The 18564-nt window shown below is 74.6% G+C and carries 12 protein-coding genes; 9 read left to right on the top strand and 3 right to left on the bottom strand.

Going from position 1 to position 18564, the window contains the following annotated elements; genetic code table 11:
- Positions 1-20: 20 nt before the first annotated feature.
- The 3 genes from ER308_RS15720 to ER308_RS15710 form a co-directional block, all read right to left on the bottom strand.
- A complete protein-coding gene (locus tag ER308_RS15720) occupies positions 21-2678 on the bottom strand; it encodes a putative bifunctional diguanylate cyclase/phosphodiesterase (RefSeq protein WP_131155869.1) in 2658 nt (885 codons plus the stop codon).
- Positions 2679-2813: 135 nt separating this feature from the next.
- Entirely contained in the window at positions 2814-4550 is a 1737-nt protein-coding gene (locus ER308_RS15715; protein WP_131155868.1) for a serine hydrolase domain-containing protein, read from the bottom strand.
- A 34-nt stretch (positions 4551-4584) separates the two neighbouring features.
- Positions 4585-5442, bottom strand: a complete 858-nt coding sequence (locus ER308_RS15710; RefSeq protein ID WP_205745659.1) for an endonuclease/exonuclease/phosphatase family protein — start codon at positions 5440-5442, stop codon at positions 4585-4587.
- 445 nt (positions 5443-5887) lie between these two features.
- Between ER308_RS15710 and ER308_RS15705 the strand changes: the two genes are divergently transcribed.
- The 9 genes from ER308_RS15705 to ER308_RS15665 all read left to right on the top strand — a co-directional run bounded on the left by ER308_RS15705 (position 5888) and on the right by ER308_RS15665 (position 18562).
- Complete coding sequence (locus ER308_RS15705) at positions 5888-7012, top strand: glycosyltransferase (RefSeq protein WP_131155866.1); 1125 nt, start codon at positions 5888-5890, stop codon at positions 7010-7012.
- Positions 7013-7222: 210 nt separating this feature from the next.
- Positions 7223-8887 carry a TIGR02677 family protein gene (locus tag ER308_RS15700; RefSeq protein WP_205745658.1) on the top strand — a complete coding sequence of 555 codons (1665 nt, stop codon included), beginning with the start codon at positions 7223-7225 and terminating at the stop codon, positions 8885-8887.
- Positions 8884-10179: a TIGR02678 family protein gene (locus ER308_RS15695; protein ID WP_205745657.1), complete on the top strand. Its 1296-nt coding sequence runs from the start codon at positions 8884-8886 to the stop codon at positions 10177-10179. The genes ER308_RS15700 and ER308_RS15695 overlap by 4 nt, the downstream gene beginning before the upstream one ends.
- A gap of 9 nt (positions 10180-10188) precedes the next feature.
- Positions 10189-10431: a type II toxin-antitoxin system VapB family antitoxin gene (locus ER308_RS15690; protein WP_131155865.1), complete on the top strand. Its 243-nt coding sequence runs from the start codon at positions 10189-10191 to the stop codon at positions 10429-10431.
- Positions 10428-10850: a type II toxin-antitoxin system VapC family toxin gene (vapC, locus tag ER308_RS15685; RefSeq protein WP_131155864.1), complete on the top strand. Its 423-nt coding sequence runs from the start codon at positions 10428-10430 to the stop codon at positions 10848-10850. Before ER308_RS15690 ends, vapC begins: the two co-directional genes overlap by 4 nt.
- Positions 10847-15004, top strand: coding sequence for a TIGR02680 family protein (locus ER308_RS15680; RefSeq protein ID WP_131155863.1), 4158 nt, complete (start codon positions 10847-10849; stop codon positions 15002-15004). Before vapC ends, ER308_RS15680 begins: the two co-directional genes overlap by 4 nt.
- A gap of 6 nt (positions 15005-15010) precedes the next feature.
- Positions 15011-16300, top strand: coding sequence for a TIGR02679 family protein (locus tag ER308_RS15675; protein ID WP_131155862.1), 1290 nt, complete (start codon positions 15011-15013; stop codon positions 16298-16300).
- 419 nt (positions 16301-16719) lie between these two features.
- On the top strand, positions 16720-17562 hold the full coding sequence (locus ER308_RS15670) for a 1-deoxy-D-xylulose-5-phosphate synthase N-terminal domain-containing protein (RefSeq protein ID WP_131155861.1): 843 nt from the start codon (positions 16720-16722) through the stop codon (positions 17560-17562).
- Positions 17552-18562 carry a transketolase family protein gene (locus ER308_RS15665; protein WP_131155860.1) on the top strand — a complete coding sequence of 337 codons (1011 nt, stop codon included), beginning with the start codon at positions 17552-17554 and terminating at the stop codon, positions 18560-18562. The genes ER308_RS15670 and ER308_RS15665 overlap by 11 nt, the downstream gene beginning before the upstream one ends.
- Positions 18563-18564 lie beyond the last annotated feature (2 nt).

Below are 18564 nucleotides of genomic sequence, written 5' to 3'. Positions count from 1 at the left end.
GCAGTGCCACGCAGCGGCGCTCAGCTCGGCAGCACGTCGCTGAGGGCTCCGGTCCCCTCGGCTGTCAACGCGCCGGGATGCAGCGGACCTGGCGCCGGCTTCGCGAAGAAGAAGCCCTGCCCCATCGTGCAACCAGACCCGGACAGCGCGGCGAGTTGCTCCGGCGTCTCGATGCCCTCGGCCACGGTCTGCAGGTGGAGCGTGTCGCCGAGCTCGAGCAGACCGCGGATCATCGCCGGTAGCTTCGCTGGGTCGTTGATCGTGTCGATGAAGGAACGGTCGATCTTCAGGATGTCGGCGGGGAACTGCCGCAGGTAGCTGAGGGACGAGTACCCGACGCCGAAGTCGTCGATGGCCAGCTGGACGCCCAGAGCCTTGAGCTCGTGGAGGCGTTCGGCGGTCCGCGCTGGCTCACCGACGAGCACCGACTCGGTGAGCTCCAGGGTCAGGCGCTCGGGTGGTAGCCCGCTCGCGGCCAGCGCATCGACGACGTGCCCGGACAGCCCGGGGTCGCTGAGCTGGCGTCCGGAGAGGTTCACGCTCAGCGTGAGCGGAGCGCCGTCCTCGGGCGCCTCCCACGAGGCGGCGTCACGGCAGGCCTCCCGCAGCACCCAGGCGCCGAGCGCCACGATCGCGCCCGTCTGCTCGGCGACGGGAATGAACTCGTTCGGGTAGAGCAGCCCGCGGGTGGGATGCTGCCAGCGGACCAGCGCTTCGTAACCCACCACGCGATGCCCATCGAGCTGCACGATCGGCTGGTAGTGCACTACGAGCTCGTCGCGCTCGATCACCGAGCGGAGGTCGGCCTCGAGGGCGAGGCGTCGCTGCGCGGTCTCGCGCATGCCCTCCTCGTAGCACATTACGGCGTCGCGACCCGCCTCCTTCGCCCGGTACATGGCGATGTCCGCGTCGCGCAGCAGTCCGTCGGCAGTGGCCTGCTCGTCGGGGCCCACCGCCACGACCCCGACGCTGGCGGTGACGATGACCTCCCGGCCGGCGACGAGGAACGGGTCCGCGGCGACGGCGCGGACACGCTGACCGGCGGCGACGGCCTCCTCCAGGTCACTCTCGCCCTCCAGCAGCACGGCGAACTCGTCGCCGCCCATACGAGCGACCGTGTCGGACTCGCGGACGACACCATCCAGCCGGCGGGCCATCGCGTCCAGAAGCTCGTCGCCGGCCGCGTGGCCGAGGGAGTCGTTGATGACCTTGAAGCCGTCGAGGTCGCAGAACAGGACCGCGACCCCCTGGCCGTTCCGCGCGCGCCGAGTGAGGGCCTGGCCGATCCGGTCCTCGAGCAGCACTCGGTTCGCCAGCCCGGTCAGGGGGTCGTGCAATGCCTGATGGGCGAGTTCCTGCTCCACCTGCTTGCGCGCCGTCGCGTCGTGGATGTTGACGACGATTCCGCACACGGCCGGCTCGCTGAGCAGGTTCGTGCACCGCACCGCGGTCCACACCACGGGGCCGTCCCCCGAGGCCAGGCGCAGCTCGCCGCACGCGGTGTCGCCGGGCGCGCGGGCAGCCCTCGCCAGCAGCATGTCGGCGAGCTCGTGGTCCTCCTCATGGACCAGCGACCGCAGCGGAGCGCCGACGAGCGTTGACGGGGCGGTTCCCGCCAGACCCTCGAGCGCACGTGAGGCGTCACGGACCGTCCCGTCGGCGGCGACGACCAGGAACACGTCGCTCGCGTGGGTCGCGACGGAGCGGTAGTAGGCCTCGCGGGCCGCGACCTCGTCGTGCGCCTCCTGGAGGTCGCGCCGCAAACGCGCGAAGCGCCAGAGCACCAGCGGGACGACCATCGCGGTCGCCAGGGCGATGCTCCAGGCGTTCGGTTCGTGCCCGAGCTCGTGTGCGAACGCGTAGACGCCGGGCACCGCGACCAGTGCCGCGCCGGCCACGACCAGGCGGCCGGCGCCGAACGCCGCGCCCGACGGCTGCGACGGGCGGCCGAGCTCGCGCATGCTCGGATGCAGTGCCGCGAGCGCGAACAGCGCGTACTGCGCCAGCCACGCCGCCTCGACCACCGGCACCGCGTCTGTCGCGAACGCCGCGGTCTGTTGCAGCACGGCGTAGACGATGTCGGCGACGAACGTCATGGCCATGCCCACGCCCAGCAGGGCGGCGGCAGGACCCCGCGTCGTCGGCTCGAGCAGGAGCTGGGCGACGAGCACCAGCAGCACGGCCCCGAGCACGGGGTACAGGGCCACGGTGAACCGCTCGAGGGTGGAGGCGCCGGGTTCGCCGAGCGCCGGCTCGATGACGAGCACCCACACCGAGAGCAGCGCCGCGACCCCCACCAGGGCCGCCTCGATGAGGCTGTCGGCGCCCTTGCGACGCGCGCCCGCGCGCAGGAAGTAGACGACTAGACCGACGATCGCCAAGTAACCGGGCACGTACAGCGCGTCCGCCAACGACAGGGCGGGCTCGGTGGTCAGCGTGTCGTAGCGGATGTCCCCGAGCGCCCAGGCCGCGGTCACGGCGACCAGCAGGCCCCACGGCCACCGCGGCTCGGGGCGCTGCCGCGCCACCGCGACGACGAGGACGAACATGCTCACCGCGACGGTGAGGTAGTACGGGTTCAGGATCGTCCCCCCGCCGAGCCACGGCCAGCCGGGCACCACGGCGTACGCCGCGACGAGCGCGATCAGGACGGCGTGGGCGAGCACTCGAAACGTCATTACAGGACCTGTCGGCCGGGCGCGGGCAGGGCTTAGCGAGCGTGTTGGGCGCGCCCGGCCGCTGCGGGGTCACTCCTCCGCGGTCTCAGCCCACCCGCGGTCTCAGCCCCCCGCGGTCTCAGCCCACCCGCGGTGTCAGCCCTCCGCGCCAACGGCCTCGAGCGCATGCCCCTGCACGTCGTTCCAAGCGGGGGTGATCGCCGGGTAGATGTCGATCGGGTGCAGGTCCCAGGGGCGCTCGGTGCCCCGGTGCTGGCGGTTGGTCAGCAGCACGACGACGAGGTCGTGCTCGGGATCGAACGCGAACTCCGTGCCGGTGAAGCCGCCGTGGCCGTAACCGCCGCCCGACAGCTCGCCGGTCTGGAACCCGTGCGCCTGCCCCGCATCGAACGGGGTGTCGAGGAACGCCTCGACGGTGTCCGGCCCCGCGAGGGTCGCATCGCCGTAGCCGCCCTCGTTCAGCATCGTCTGGCCGAACCGGGCGAGGTCGCGGGCGGTGGCGAACAGACCGGCGTGCCCCGCGACGCCTTCCCAGCCGTACCAGGCGTTGCCGTCGTTGACCTCCCCGGCCAGCGTGTACTCGCGCCACCCGTCGAAATCACCGGGGTCGACGTCGCCGATGATCGCGTACGGCCATTCGTGTTCCACCATGCCGTGCTCGTACGGGTTGCCGTGGCTGGTGGCCGCGAACGGGCCCCCGTCCTCGGCCGGCAGGTACCGGGTGTCGGCCATGCCGAGCGGTTCGTGGACCCGCTCGCGCACGTGCTCGTCGAACGGGATGTCGGTCGCCGACTCGACCACCGCCGCGAGCAGCATGAACCCGAGGTCGGAGTAGGCGTAGCTCTCGCCCGGGGCGGCCTGGGGGTCGAGGTCGGCGAGGTAGTCGAGCACCTCGTCGGCCCCCGTGCCGTGCATCCACGTGGGCTGCCACGGCCGCAGCCCCGAGCGATGCGTGAGCATCTGGCGCAACGTGATGTCGCCCTTGGCGCCGTCGAAGCGGTCGAGGTGCGCGGAGAGCGGGTCGTCGAGGTCGAGCACGCCCTCCTCCACCAGCTGCATCACTGCCGCGGTGGTGGCTGCGACCTTCGTGATCGAGGCCTGGTCGAACACCGTGTCGGTGGTCATCGCGCGAGACTCGTCGATCGGCTCGACCACGTCCTCTCCGCGAGCGAACGCCTCGGCGTCGCCCACGGCGCTCTCGTGCACGACCTGTCCCTCGTGGGCGACGAGGGCGACCGCGCCCGCGAACAACGAGTCCTCCTCCCTGCCGGCGTATTCGGCCAGCGTGTCGTCGATCGCGGCGAGCGCGTCCGGATCGACGCCGGCCTCGGCCGGCTCGGCGTCGACTAGCACGGGGTGATCGACCGAGACGTCGGCGCGGCCGCGGACGAGGCGGACCTCCAGCTCGTTCGTGCCGGCCTCCACCGCGTCCGAGAGGTCGACCTCCCCCTCGCCGCGGGCGAGCGCGGCGGTGGCGGCACCGACGGTCCGTCCGTTCACGCGGATCTGCCCGCGCGCGTCGGCGTTCGCGTCGAGCCGCAAGGTGGCGGCCCCGTTCGGCGCCTCGAAGCTCGCGCCCGCCTCGTCGTGCCGGCCCGGCTGGGCCTCGAGGCGAAGGACGGCCTGCCCCTCCAGCGCGGATCCGTGCGCGAACGCCGAGGTGGCGTCCAACGACTCGGACGGGTCAGAGGTGCCGGACGGGTCAGATGTGCCGGACGGGTCAGATGTGCCGGACGGCTCGGCGCCCTGCGCGGTCACCGCTGGCGCGGCCAGGCCGACGAGCAGCGCCCCGGCCGCGAACAGCACGACCACGCGGGCGCCGAGCCCGGCGGGATTCGTGCGTGGGTCGCGATCACCCGTGATCGTGTGCATGGAAGACTCCTCGCGGGTCACGAACGGCCGCCGGTCAGTGCCCGGGGACGTCACGCTCGACGGTGAGGTCGGCGACCACGGGCAGATGGTCCGAGGCCTGCGTATCGACGACCTGGGCGTCGCGCACCTCGATGTCGGGCGTGGCCAGGACGTAGTCGATCCGCGCGTCCGGGTCCTCGGCCGGGAACGTGAACCCGTCACCCTCGCCGGCCACCGCCCAGGCGTCGTCCATCACCTCGAACAGCGGGGCGAGCTCGGGGGCCTCCGGCGGAGCGTTGAGGTCGCCCAGCAGCACGGCCGGGGCCGGCTCGTCGCCGAGGATCTCGAGGGTGTCATCCACCTGCAGTTCGCGAACGGTGGGGTCGCCGCGGTAGTCCAGGTGGGTGTTGTAGAGGTCGACGGTCACGCCCTTCACGTTCGCGGTCACCTGGGGGAAGCCGGGCATGGGCTCGGGCTCGGGATCCTCGCCCTGGGTCGACAGGCGCGTGAGGTCGTGGTTGATGGTCTCGTGCAACGGATAGTCGCTCAGGAAGGCCAGGCCGTACTCGCGGTCGGGGTCGCCCTCCTCGAACGGCTCGAACGTGTAGATCGGCGCGAAGAAGACCTCCATGTCGAGCATCTCGGCCAGCCGCGCGGCCTGGTCCTCGAAGTCGCTACGCGCGCCCCAGTGCACGTCGACCTCTTGCAGGCCGACGATGTCGGCATCGAGGTCCTCGATGGCGTCCGCGGTCGCCGACAGGTCGCCCATGCCGGCGGCCATGTTGAAACTCGCGACCCGCAGATCGACCTCCAGGCCGGGCGCTCGGTCGTGACCGGGGGGCTCGGCCGCCACGGGGGAGGCCGCGACCGCGAGGGCCAGGGCAGCGACGAGGGCGAGTAGCGCGAGGGACACGCGACGGACGGGACGAGGGTATAGACCTGCCATGACGCACCTCCATGCGTGGGGAGAGACTGCCGCGGACCTACTGGTTTAGGTCTAGACCACTACGGCGCGGGGGAGCCTAGAAGGGCGAGTTGCAGCGCGTCAATGGCCGATCGCTGGGGGTAGTCGGTCGAAGCCCGCCAGCACCTGCGCGCAAGGCGTGGCTCCGCGTGCGGGGACCTGTGTTGACCCGCCGTCGCATGCGGTCGCCCAGTCAACGCACCCGTCGGCCCCCATCGCCGCGCTCACGGACCTGCGTTGACCGGCCGTCGTGTAGGGTCGCCCAGTCAACGCAGCCGTCGGACCCCCGTCGCCCACACGGGTCTGCGTTGACCAGCCGTCATGTGGAGTCGCGCAGTCAACACAGCCGTCGGACCCCCATCGCCGGGCAGACCCGGTGCGAGACTGGACGCTCGTGCGTGTCGTGCAGCTGATCGCCCGGCTGAACGTCGGCGGCCCCGCCGCGGTCGTCGACATGCTCGCGCGCTCGGCCGACCACGAACGGCTGGACCTCGAGATCTGGACCGGCCGACCCGGCCGCGGCGAGGCCGATCACCGCGACCTGCACGGCCCCCTGGCCGGGGTGGTGCGCGACGTGCCCGGCCTCTCCCCCGCGCTGCGTCCCGACCAGGACGCCCGCGCGGCCTTCTGGCTGGCCCGCCGCAGCCGTGCCGACCGCCCCGACGTGGTCCACAGCCACACGGCCAAAGCGGGACTGCTCGCCCGCACCCCCGGCCTGCTGCCGCGCGGCACCGCCCGGGTGCACACCTTCCACGGCCACGTGCTGCACGGCTACTTCTCCGACCGCGCCGTGCGCGCCATCCGCGCCGCCGAGCGCCGCCTCGCCCGCCGCAGTCATGCGCTGGTCGCGGTCAGCGAGCACGTCCGCGACGACTTGCTCGACGCGCGGATCGGCGAACCCGACCAGTACCGCGTGATCCCGCCGGGTGTCGAGCCACCCGCCGCACCGCCGCAGGAGCAGGCTCGCCGGGAGCTCGGCCTCGACCCCGACCAACCGGTCGTGGCCTACGTCGGACGGTTGACCGGCATCAAGCGCCCCGACCGGCTGATCGCGCTCGCCGAACGGCTCGGCCGCTCCCACCCCGACGCCACCCTGCTCGTCGCCGGCGGCGGGGACCGTCTGGACGAGGTCGAGGCCGCCGCCCGCCGGCTGCCGAGCGGGACCCTGCGTCCGTTGGGCTGGCGCGACGACGTCCCCACCGTGCTCGGCGCCGCCGACGCCGTCGTGCTCACCAGCGACAACGAAGGGGCGCCGCTCAGCCTGGTGGAGGCGCAGCTCTGTGAGCGCGTCGTCATCGCGACCCCCGTCGGGGGCGTGCCCGACCTCGTCCTCGACGGTGAGACCGGCCTGCTCGCCAGCGAGCCCACCGCGTTCCACGAGGCCGTCGCCGCCGTGCTCGACGACCCCGCGCTGCGCGGCCGCCTGGCCCGCGCCGGCCGCGGCCGCGCCGCCTCCCGCCACGACCCGCGGCGAACCGCCGCCGAGACCGCCGCGCTGTACCGCGCCCTCGCCGGGTAGGCGACAACCTCAGGTCCCCCGATGCCTCTTGCGAGCCCCGCGGCGCGGTCGACGGGAGGCCCGCGGGCCCGCGGGCCCGCGCGCACGAGGCCGACGCCAGCGCTGCCCGCGTGGGCGGCCCGCGAGGGCCCGCGGGCCCGCGCGCACGAGGCCGACGGACGCCGCGCGGCGTCCGCGGTCTTGTCGCACCCCTGCGGCACACTGTCCTGGATGAGCAACCGCACCGCGCCGGCCCACCGTGAGGTGTTCAAGCACGTCACCACCGAGCACGTCGACCGCTACCGCGCGATGATGGGGTGCTTCGCGGCCGCGAAGCAGCGTTTCGTCGTGCACCTGCGCCCCGAGGACGTGCAAGCCGCGCTCGCGGAGGCCGACGGCGGGGCCCCTAGCATCGAGGACGTCGGCGCGGCCCTCGAGCAGCTGCGCGAGTGGGGCAACCTACGCGCCGACCCCGACACCGCGCGGGTCACGAGCGTCGAGGACTTCAACCGGGCCCGCTACCTCTACCAGCTCACCCACGCCGGGGAGGCCGCCGAGGAGGCGCTCGCCGCCTACGACGCGGCGCTCGGGCGCCGTGGGGCGCTGCAGGCAGTCGCGCTCGCCGACATCCGCGAGCGACTGGAGGAGCTCGCACGCCAGAGCCGCGCGCACCAGCCCGATGCCGGCCTGACGCGGCAGGCGCTGCGGGACCTCGCCGCGGTGTTCGACGGGCTCGCCGACAACGCGCAGGCGTTCATGGCGAGCCTGCAGCGCACGATCGACCTGCACGAGGCGGAGGTGGAGGCGTTCCTCGCCTACAAGGAGCAGCTCGTCGCCTACGTCGAGCGGTTCGTCGGCGAGCTCGTGACCGCGTCGGCGGCGATCGCGACCACGCTCGACGAGCTCGACGCGGCGGGGGTCGACCGGCTGCTGGTCGTCGCCGCGGAGGCGGAAGCCGCGGACGCGAGCCCCGACGAGGCCGACCCCGTGGGCGCGCGGCTCGCCGCGTGGCGCGACCGCTGGCAGGGGCTGCGCCAGTGGTTCGTCGGCACCGATGCCGCGCCGGCGCAGTCGCAACTGCTCCGGCGCCGCGCGCGGCAGGCGATCACCGCACTGCTTGGCGTGGTGACCGAACTCGCCGAACGCTCGAGCGGCCGCAGCGACCGGGCGGCGGACTTCCGCGAGCTCGCGCGCTGGTTCGCGCAGGCCCCGACCGAGGCCGATTGCCACCGGCTGTGGCGCACCGCGTTCGGGCTCGCCCCCGCGCGCCACCTCACCGTCGATGCCGACACGCTCGCCGAACGGGACGAGGCGCCGGTCGGCAACGCGACCCCCTGGGCGGACGCGCCGCCGGTGCGGGTGAGCCCCCGGCTACGCACGACCGGGCGCTACGAGCGGCGCGGCAAGCCCGAGCGGGTCGCCGACCGCAGCGCCGAGCGCCGGGCCCTGGCCGAGCGGCTCGCCGAGCAGTCGGCCCAGGCCGAGGCCGCGCGGGCGCGGTTGGCCACCGAGGGCACCGTGCGGCTCTCCGAGCTCGGCCACCTCGACCGCGCGGCATTCGGACTGCTGCTTGATCTGCTGGGCGAGGCCCTGACGCGGCCGTTGGTTCCCGGACACCCGAACGAGGCCTCCACCGCAGACGGTCTGCTCGCGATCCGCCTCACACCCGCCGACGACGGGCGCGTCGCCGCGATCCCGACCGAGGACGGCGAGCTGCGCGGGCCCGACTGCCATGTGGCGATCCAACGCGTCGCGCCCGGGCGCCTATCGACGACCGGGCTGGACGGCGCCAATGCCGTCGCGACCGAGAGCGCCTCCCGGGCGGTGGCCTCCGGGGCCTCCTCCCCACCGACCGCGTCGCCGTCGGCCCACGCCCCACGGGAGGTCGCGGAGTGAGCTTCGACCCGATGAGCGGGGGGCTCGAGGACACGACGGCCCCGACCGCGGGGCCGCGATCCTCCGCCGGCGCGCTCGATGACGCGCGCAGCCAGGCCCGCGCCGCGGAGCTCGCCCGGGCACGTCGCGCGCTGCTGCGTCACCCGTTGCTCACCGAAGCGGGGCCCGATCCGGCCGCGCTCACGCTCGTCCGACGCCATGCGAGCGAGCTCCGCGCCTGGTTCGCCGAGGAGACCGGGTGGCAGCTCCTCGTGGGCCCGGAGTCCGCGCGCCTACGCAAGACTCCCGCCGATCTCGCCGACGCGAGCCGACCGGCGCGTTCCGGCCGCGGGCACCCGGCGTTCAGCCGCCGACGCTACGTGCTGTTGTGCCTCGCGCTCACCGCCCTCGAGCGGCTCGAGCAGCAGACCACCCTCGGCCTGCTCGCCGATCAGGTGCTCGGCGCAGCGAGCGACCCGGCCCTCGCCGAGGCCGGGATCAGCTTCACCATGGAGCGCCGCGACGAGCGCAGCGACCTCGTGGCGGTCGTGCGGCTGCTCCTCGCGCACGGGGTGCTCGCGAAGGTCGCCGGCGACGAGCAGGCCTACCTCGACGAGCGCGGCGACGCCCTCTACGATGTCGACCGGCGGGTGCTGGCCACGGTCCTCGCCTCCCCACGCGGCCCGTCCACGATCGCGGCGACCGACCACGAGGCGCGGCTGGCCGCGGTCACCGGCCAGGGGGAAGGCGACACGGAGCCGGCTGGGCCGGCCACGATCCGCCGCCGCCTCGCCCGACGCCTGCTCGACGACCCCGTCGTCTACACCGCGGACCTCGAGCCCGACGAGCAGGCCTACCTCACGACCCAGCGGCCCCAGCTCGCCCGCCGCCTCGCCGAGCCGTGCGGCCTCGTGCCCGAGCTACGCGCCGAGGGCACGGCGCTGCTCGACCCCACGGGCGAGGCGACCGACGCCGGCCTGCCCGAGGAGGGCACCGACGGGCACGCGACGCTGCTGCTCGCCGAGCGCCTCGCCGCCGAGCCCGACCGCTGGCACGGGGTCGACGAGCTCGAGGCCCACACCGCCGCGCTCGCCGCGGAGCACGCCACGCACTGGCGCAAGGCCGCGCAGACCCCCGAGGGCGCGCGCGACCTCTGTCGCGGGGCGCTCGACCGGCTCGCCGGACTGCGCCTCGCCGAGCGCAACGGGGACGCGGTCCGCGCGCTGCCGGCCCTGTGCCGCTACGCCGCCGACGAGCCGACGGTGACCCAGCCCCGCCAGCAGGGCCTGTTGGAGAGCCACGACGAGGTGTAGGATTGGTGTATGGTGAGGACGCGAACGAACATCGAGCTCGAGGACGACGACGTGGCGCGCGTCATGGAGCGCTACCGGCTGCGCACCAAGACCGAGGCCGTCGCCCTGGCGCTGCGCCACCTCGCCGGGCAGCCCATGACGCGCGACGAGGCGCTCGGGATGCGAGGCGCACACGCCATCGATCCCATCCCCGAGGACGACCTCGACCTCCTCGATCCGCCCATCGAGGGCGAGCGCGTCGAGCCGGAGTGATCCTGGTCGACACCTCGGCCTGGATCGAGCACGACCGGGCCACGGGAAGCCCGTGCGACCTCCGCATGCAGGACCTCCTCGCCCGCGATGATCCCTCGATCGCGGTGACCGAGCCCGTCACCGCAGAGGTCCTCGCTGGTGCACGTACCGACGCTCGCGAGCGGCAGCTGCCACGACTCCTCGATCGGTGCGCCCTGCTGCCGTTCGAGACGCCTACCGACTTCGACGGCGCGGTGCGCATCTACCGAGCATGCCGACAACGAGGCACCACCTTCCGCAGCCTCCACGACTGTCTCATCGCGGCCGTGGCCCTCCGGCACGGAGCCCCGGTCCTCGCCCACGACACCGACTTCGCGCGGATGGCAAGCGTAGTGCCGCTTGCCCTCGACCTCGCCACTCAGGGGACTAAACCCGCATGAGTCACGACCCGAGGCACGCGGCCGGCGACGGGCAACTCGTCGCGCACACACCCGAGCCGCCGGCCGAGCTGCCCGCACCCACCCGGACGCGCTGGCAGCCGCTGCGACTCGGCCTCGTCGACGTCTTCCACTACGACCACCAGGAGCTCTGGTTCCGCGACGGGCGGCTGCTGCTCCGCGGCAACAACGGCACCGGCAAGTCGAAGGTGCTCGCGCTCACGCTGCCGTTCCTACTCGACGGGGAAGTCGCCCCGCACCGCGTCGAGCCGGACGGCGACCCGGGCAAGCGCATGGAGTGGAACCTGCTGCTCGACGGCGCGTACGCCGAGCGCACCGGCTACGTCTGGCTCGAGTTCGGCCGCATTCCCGACGAGCCGGGCGGCGAGCCCGAGACGCTCACGCTCGGCTGCGGGCTGAAGGCCACCCACGGGAAGGGCGCGCCGGCCCGCTGGTTCTTCGCCACTCGCCAGCGCGTCGGACGCGACCTCTGGCTCGTCTCGAGCGCACGGACGGCGAAGACCAAGGAGCGCCTCGCCGAGTCGCTGGACGGAACCGGCCGGCTACTCGAACAGCCCGGCGCGTGGCGGCGGCTGGTCGACGAGACGCTCTTCGGCCTCGGTCCGGAGCGCTACGAGGCGCTGTTACGCTTGCTCATCCAGCTGCGCCAGCCTCAGCTGTCGCGCCGGCCCGACGAGGAAGCCCTGTCGGCCGCGCTCACCGAGGCGCTCGCCCCGCCCGACCAGGACCTCGTCCACGACGTCGCCGAGGCGTTCCGCAGCCTCGAGACCGATCGCGCCGACCTCGCGGCGCTCGCCGAAGCCCGTGACGAGGTCGCCGAGTTCGCGCAGGTCTACTCCGCGACCGCCGGCATCGCCGCTCGCCGGGCCGCTGGCGCGGTGACGAGCACGAACGCCACGTACGAGCGGCTCAGCGGCGAGCGCTCGACCGCAGAGCGCGAGCGGGCGGAGGCCGAGCGGGCCGAGCAGGCCGCCGCGGCCGAGGTCGCGCAGGCCGACACCGCCCTCGCCGAGACCCGAGCCGAGCAACAGGCGCTGCGCGACTCGCGGACGATGGACGATGCCCGCGCGCTCGAGCGCGAGGACGAGCTCGCCGACCAGGCCCAGCGCCGCGCCGACGAGGCCGCCGACCGCGCGGCGCAGACCGCCAGCGATCGCGACGAGGCTGCCGAGGCGCTCGCGAGCGCCGAGACGACCCGTGAGCAGGCGCGCGCCGAGCTCGACGCAGCACTCGCCGAAGCCGACGAGGCCGCGGACGTCGCCGGGGTCGACGCGGCGCACCGCTCGCTGCTGGCCGAGCACCCGGACGACGACGGCGCGGCACGACAAGCCGCCGACGCGCTCGCCGCGCGCCGGCGCGAGCAGGTCGCGCACGTCCGCGGCCTCGCCGACACGGCGGTCGCCCGCGACCGCGACGCCGCCGAGGCCCGCCGCCGACGCGACGAGGGGGCCCGCGACCGCGACCGCGCCGCCGAGGACGAGCAGGAGGCCACCGACGCCCTCGCCCGCGTCGGTGGGGAACTTGCTGCCGCGGTGCGCGCCTGGAGCGCCGGGCTCGCCGAACTCGTCGCCGACGGGGAGGCGCTCGAGGCCGACGTGGCCGCCTGGGCCGAGAGCGGGACCGGCGACGACCCCCTCGGCCCCACGATCGCGGCCGCGCACCGGACCGCCGACACGCGGCTCGCCGAGGAGGACGCGCACCTCGCCGCCCGCGACGCCGAGCTCGGCGCGCGACGCGACGAGCTCGCCTCTGAGCGCGAAGGGCTCGTCGTGGGCGCCGCCCCCACCCCGCCGGTGCCGCACACCCGCGACGAGGCCGCCCGCGAGCACCGGCCGGGCGCACCGCTGTGGCAGCTCGTCGACTTCGCCGATGGGATGGCCGACGACGAGCGCGCCGGCCTCGAGGCCGCGCTCGAGGCCGGCGGGCTGCTCGACGCGTGGCTCACCCCCGACGGCGCGCTGCTCGATCCCGACCTGCTTGACGTCGTTCTCGCCCCCAGCGAGGCGACGGACCCGCCCTCGGACGCCGACGCCAACCGCGCCCTCGTTCCCGCCGCGACCTCGCCCGACGGCAGCGAGCCGGCCGTGCCCGCAGCCACCGTCCACCGCGCGCTGTCGGCGATCGGGCTCGGCCCCGCGACCGCGCCGACGTGGGTCGCCACCGACGGTCGCTACCGCGTCGGTCCGCTCGAGGGGCGCTGGGCCAAGCCCTCCGCGGCCTACGTCGGCCACGCCGCGCGCGAGGCCTCCCGCCGAGCCCGTCTCGTCGAGCTCGACGATGGCCTGGCGACGCTCGACGCCGAGCGGGACGAGCTCGGCGGACAGCGCGAGCACCTGGCGATCCGCCGCGAGCAGCTCGACGCGGAGGCGAGCGCGGCGCCCTCGCCCCGGCCGGTCTTCGACGCGCACACCCAGCTCGCCGAGCGCACGGCCGCCCGCGCCCGGCTCGACCGTCGCGTGGACGAGCTCGACCGCGCGGTCGCCGACGCCGACGAGCGCGCGCGGCAGGCGCGGGCCGACCGCGACGAGGCAGCCGCCGACCTCAGCCTCCCGGGCGAGCCCGGCGAGCTCGACGCCGCGCGGCAGCACGTCGATGCCTACGCGCTCGCGGCCCGCTCGCTGTGGCCGGCGCGCGCCGCGCACCGCGGGGCGGCCGCCACTCGCGAGCGGGAGTTCGCGCGCCACGAGCGCCTCGCCGCGACCGCCACGACGCGGTTCGACGAGGCCGCGGCCGCCCGACGGGAAGCCGACGCCGCCCGCCGCCGCGCCGACACGCTCCGCGCGCAGGTCGGCGCGGCGGTCACCGAACTCACGGAGCGACTCGACGAGGTCGCCCGACGCATCGAGGAACTCGAGGCCCAGCGACAGCAGGCCGACGCGCAGCGCAGTGCCCACCACGACGAGACCACGCGCCTCGCCGAGCGGGTGCGCGGCCTCGGCGATCAGGTCGAGGCCGCCGAGGAGGACCGACGCGGCGCGGTCGACGCGTTCCAGCAGTTCGCCGCGACCGGCCTGCTCACGGCCGCGACCCCCGACCTCGACGCGCCCGACCCGAACGCCGAGGCGTGGGCCGCCGACCCGGCGGTGCGCCTCGCGCGGCGGGTCAACGCCGCGCTCGAGGAGGTCGACGCCGGCGACGAGGCGTGGCAGCGCGCCGACACGCGGCTCCTCGAGCGGTTCGGGCAACTGCAGGAGGCGCTCGGCGCGCACGACTACCGCCCCGAGCTGCGCCGCGAAGCCGGCGCACCGGTGATCGACATCGCCGCCCGCAGCGAGCGGCTCAGCCCAGCCACCCTCGCCGAGCGACTCCGCGCGCAGATCGCCGAGCGCGAGCAGCTGCTCACCAGCCGCGAGCGGGAGCTGCTCGAGACCCACCTCATCGACCAGGCCGGAGAGCACCTCGCCGCGCGCGTGCACGCGGCCGATCAGCAGGTCGCCGCGATCAACGAGCAGCTCGCCCAGCGGCCGACCTCGACCGGCATGACGCTGCGGCTCGAGTGGGCACCCCGTGCCGATGCGCCCGCCGGCCTGAAGGAGGCGCGCCAGCGACTGCTGCGCCAGCGGGTCGAGGCGTGGTCGGACGAGGGCCGCGCCGCGGTGGGGGGGTTCCTGCAGGACCAGATCGCCGCGGTACGGGCCGCCCGCGAGGGCGGGCGCTGGGAGGAGCATCTCGCCGAGGCGCTCGACTACCGCCGCTGGCACGCGTTCGCGATCCAGCGCAAGACCCCCACCGGGTGGCGGCGCGCGACCGGCCCGGCCTCCGGAGGCGAGCGGGCACTCGCGGCCACCGTGCCGATGCTCGCCGCTGCCGCGAGCTTCTACGGCACCGCGGGCCGCGACGACGCGCCGCGGCCGATCATGCTCGACGAGGTCTTCGCGGGCATCGACGACGACGCCCGGGCGAAGTGCCTGGGGCTGCTGGCCGAGTTCGACCTCGACGTCGTCGCTACGAGCGAGCGCGAGTGGGGGTGCTACCCGACCGTGCCGGGCCTCGCGATCGCCCAGCTCGCGCGCGTCGACGGCATCGACGCGGTGCACGTCTCGCACTGGGAGTGGGACGGGGCCGCGCTCGCTGCCGCCGAGCGCCCGACCCCGCCGCTCGCCGAGCCCGCCGAGCCCGCCGAGCCGGAGGCGTAGCCGCGCATGGGCGGCGGGGCCGAGGTCGACCAGGCGCGCCTCGAAGCGCTGCTTGGCGACCCGGCGCTGTCGTGGCTCGTCGAGCGGTGCGCCCGCCGGCTCGCTCGCGGGCAGACGCTCACCGGCACGATGACTCTCGCCGAGGCCTCCCGGGCGCAGCGGGAGGCCGCCGCCCGACTGCTCGGCCGCCACCCGGGCCGCGGCTCGTCGCTGTCGGTGCCGCTCGCCCGGGTTGCGGAGGTCCTGGCCGAGGCCGGGATCGCCGGGGACCTCGCGACGGCTGTGCAAGCACTGGCCGGCCCCGTCGACGACGAGCACGCGGCGGCCCTCGCGCACGAGGCGCGCTGGCAGCAGCTGTGGCAGTGGGCCCGCGCGAGGGTGTTGGCGGACGACGACGTGCCCGAGGACCACGGGCCCCGAGCCCGCTGGGTCGCGCAGCTGCGGGCCGACGGGCTGCTGCGGCGCCTGTCGGCCAGCGACCCGGACCGGGCCTGGCATCTGCTCGAGGCCGCGGCGGCGGTAATCGACGAACTACCTGCCGCCGGCGAGAGCCGCAGCGTGCTGGCGGCACGGGTCATCGGCGATGGGCATGCGCTCGACGACGACCGGCCGGTCACCACGCTCGTGCTCCGGGCGATCGACGAGCTCGCCCCCGGGCAGCCCGCGGGCGACCGCCGGGAGCGCTGGGCAGCGGCCGGCGTGACGGTCGATCCGCTGACCTCGCGGGTCGTCGTGCTCGGCCTGCCCGGAGACGAAGCGTCGGTGAGCGGCCGGACGTTGTCGCTGCACGCCGATGCCGGCGAGCCCGCCACTCTCACCCTGCGCGAGCTCGTACGCGCACCTCCCGACCTCGCCGCGAGCGCGGTCCAGCCGGTGTTCGTCTGCGAGAACCCGAGCATCGTCGCCGCGGCGGCCGACCGACTCGGCGCGTCGAGCGCCCCGCTGGTCTGCACCCACGGGCAGCCGACCGTGGCCGCGTGGCTGCTGCTCGACCGCCTCGCTGCGGCCGGCGCCCGCCTGCATGTGCAGGCCGACCTCGACTGGGCCGGGATGCGGATCGCCAGCGCGGTCATGCGACGCACAGGGGCATCGCCGTGGCGCCTGTGCGTCGCGGACTACGAGGCTGCCGCCGAGCGCTCGAGCAAGCGCCTCACCGGCCCCGCCGCCGAGGCCCCCTGGGATCCCGCCCTCCCGACCGCGATGCACGCGCGGGGGATCGCGGTGGAGGAAGAGCTGATGCTCGAGGAACTCCTCTCCGACCTCGCGATCGATCCCCGTAGCGACCCCAGGCGCTGAGTCGACGCGGAGCACAACCAGTCGGGCACACAGTCGGGTCCACGAGGGCGAGGGAGCCGAGGCCGCCCCACGCATCCGGGGGAGGCCGCAACCGGGTCTTGACAGCTTCGTGACCTGCCGGCATCTTTTGGCTAACTGGCTCAGCCAGTCATCCACGATCGGTGCCGTGACGGGCGGCGACGAGCATCCGCTCGCACCGCACGGCCGGAGCGCACCGCACGACCGAGGCGCACCGCACGACCGAGGCGCACCGCACGACCGAGGCGCACCGCACGACCGAGGCGCACCGCACGACCGAGGCGCACCGCACGACCGAGGTGCACCGCACGACCGAGGTGCACCGCACGACCGGGGTGCACCGCACGACCGGGGTGCACCGCACGGCCGGAGCGCACCACACGAGTGAAGGGGCCCTGCGAATGCCCACTTCGTCCGACTTCGAGCACGGCGGGGAACGTTCTGCCGCCGACGGCCGGGATCCCGCCGCGCAGCTCGCGACGCGGATCCGCCAACGAGCGCTGGAGATGATCGGCCTCCACGGCTTCGGCTACCTCGGCCAGGCGATGTCCTCGGCCGAGCTGCTGGCCACGCTGTTCTCGGGCCCGTACCGACCCGACACGGACGATCTCGTGCTCTCGCCCGGGCACTACGTCGTCGCGGCGTACGCCGCCGGCGCGGAGCTCGGCCTGATCGACGAGGCGGAGCTGGCGACCTACGGCCGCGACGCCTCGCGCCTTCCGGCCATCGGCAGTGAGGAGTCGCCGATCGTCGACCTCACCTGCGGGTCGCTGGGACAGGGCCTGTCGGGAGCGCTCGGGTTCGCGATCGCGAACCGCCTCGCCGGTCGCCCCGCCTGGACGTACGCCTTCCTGAGCGACGGCGAGCTGCAGGAGGGACAGGTGTGGGAGGCCGCGATGGCCGCGCCGCACCACGACGTCCGCACGCTGATCGTGCTGCTGGACTGCAACGGGTCCCAGGTCGACGGCCAGGTGAGCGACGTCATGTCGATCGAGCCCGTCCCCGAGAAGTGGGCCGCCTTCGGGTGGGACGTGTTCGAGCTCGACGGCCACGACACCGTGGACATCGCCAGCGCCCTCGCGGAGGCGCAGCGATCGCCGGCGCCGGCGGTCCTCGTCGCGCGGACCTCCCCCACCCGAGGCCTCGAGGAGCTCGAGCACACGGTGGACGCGCACTTCATCAAGATCTCGCCGGAGGACTCCGCCCGGGTCCACGAGAGTCTGGAGGCACGCCTTGCACCGTGAGCCGCCGTTCTCGATCGAGCAGAAGCCGTACGGCACGGCGCTGGTCGAACTGGCCACGACCGTCGAGGAGGTCGTCTGCCTCAGCGGGGACCTCACCCGTCAGTGCGAGGTCGACGGCTTCGCCGAGGCCCTCCCTGATCGCTTCCTCAGCATGGGCATGGCGGAGGCGAACATGATGGGCGTCGCGGGCGGGCTGGCGCGCAAGGGCTTCGCGCCGTTCGTGCACACGTTCGGCGTGTTCGCGACCAGGCGCGCCTACGACCAGGTGGCGATGGCGATCGCCTATCCCCGCCTGCCGGTCACGATCGTCGGGTTCATGCCCGGCCTGTCGAGCCCGGGTGGGCCGAGCCACCAGGCGATCGACGACCTCGCGCTCATGCGCGCGCTGCCCAACATGACCGTCATCGATCTCGCGGACGCGGCCACGATCAAACAGACCGTGCCCGACGTCCTCGACCGCGACGGGCCCGTGTACCTGCGGCTCAAGCGCGGCGACATCCCGGTGGTGTTCGAGGAGGGCAAGCGGCTGCCCGCCGAGGGCGCCGAGCTGCTGCGGCACGGGACCGACCTCGCGGTCGTCGCCGCCGGCACCCCCCTGACGACGGCGATCCAGGCGACCGGACTGCTCGAGGAGGCCGGCGTGTCGACCAGCCTCCTCCACGCCCCGGTCGTCAAGCCGCTCGCCGCCGACCTCGTCCGCGACACGGCGGCCAGCGTCGACGCCGTCCTCGTCCTCGAGGACCATCCCGCCCTCGGAGGCTTGGCCTCGGCGGTGTCCGAGGCGCTCAGCCAGGTCGGCTGCCCGACGCCGCTGCACAAGGTCGGGCGCACGGACACCTTCGCCGAGCCGGCCCAGGACCGCGCGTTCCTCTACCGAACCTACGGCCTCACCACCCAGGACGTCATCGACACCGCGTGGGACGCGCTCGAACGGCCCGGCGAGCCCCCGATCACCACCCCCGAGCCGGCTTCCTCGCCCGATGTGTACGCCCCGGTCTAACC

The organism is Egibacter rhizosphaerae, assembly GCF_004322855.1.
Lineage (GTDB): Bacteria > Actinomycetota > Nitriliruptoria > Euzebyales > Egibacteraceae > Egibacter > Egibacter rhizosphaerae.
The sequence above is the reverse complement of the archived record's forward strand: the minus strand, read 5'-3'. Positions and strand labels throughout refer to the sequence as shown.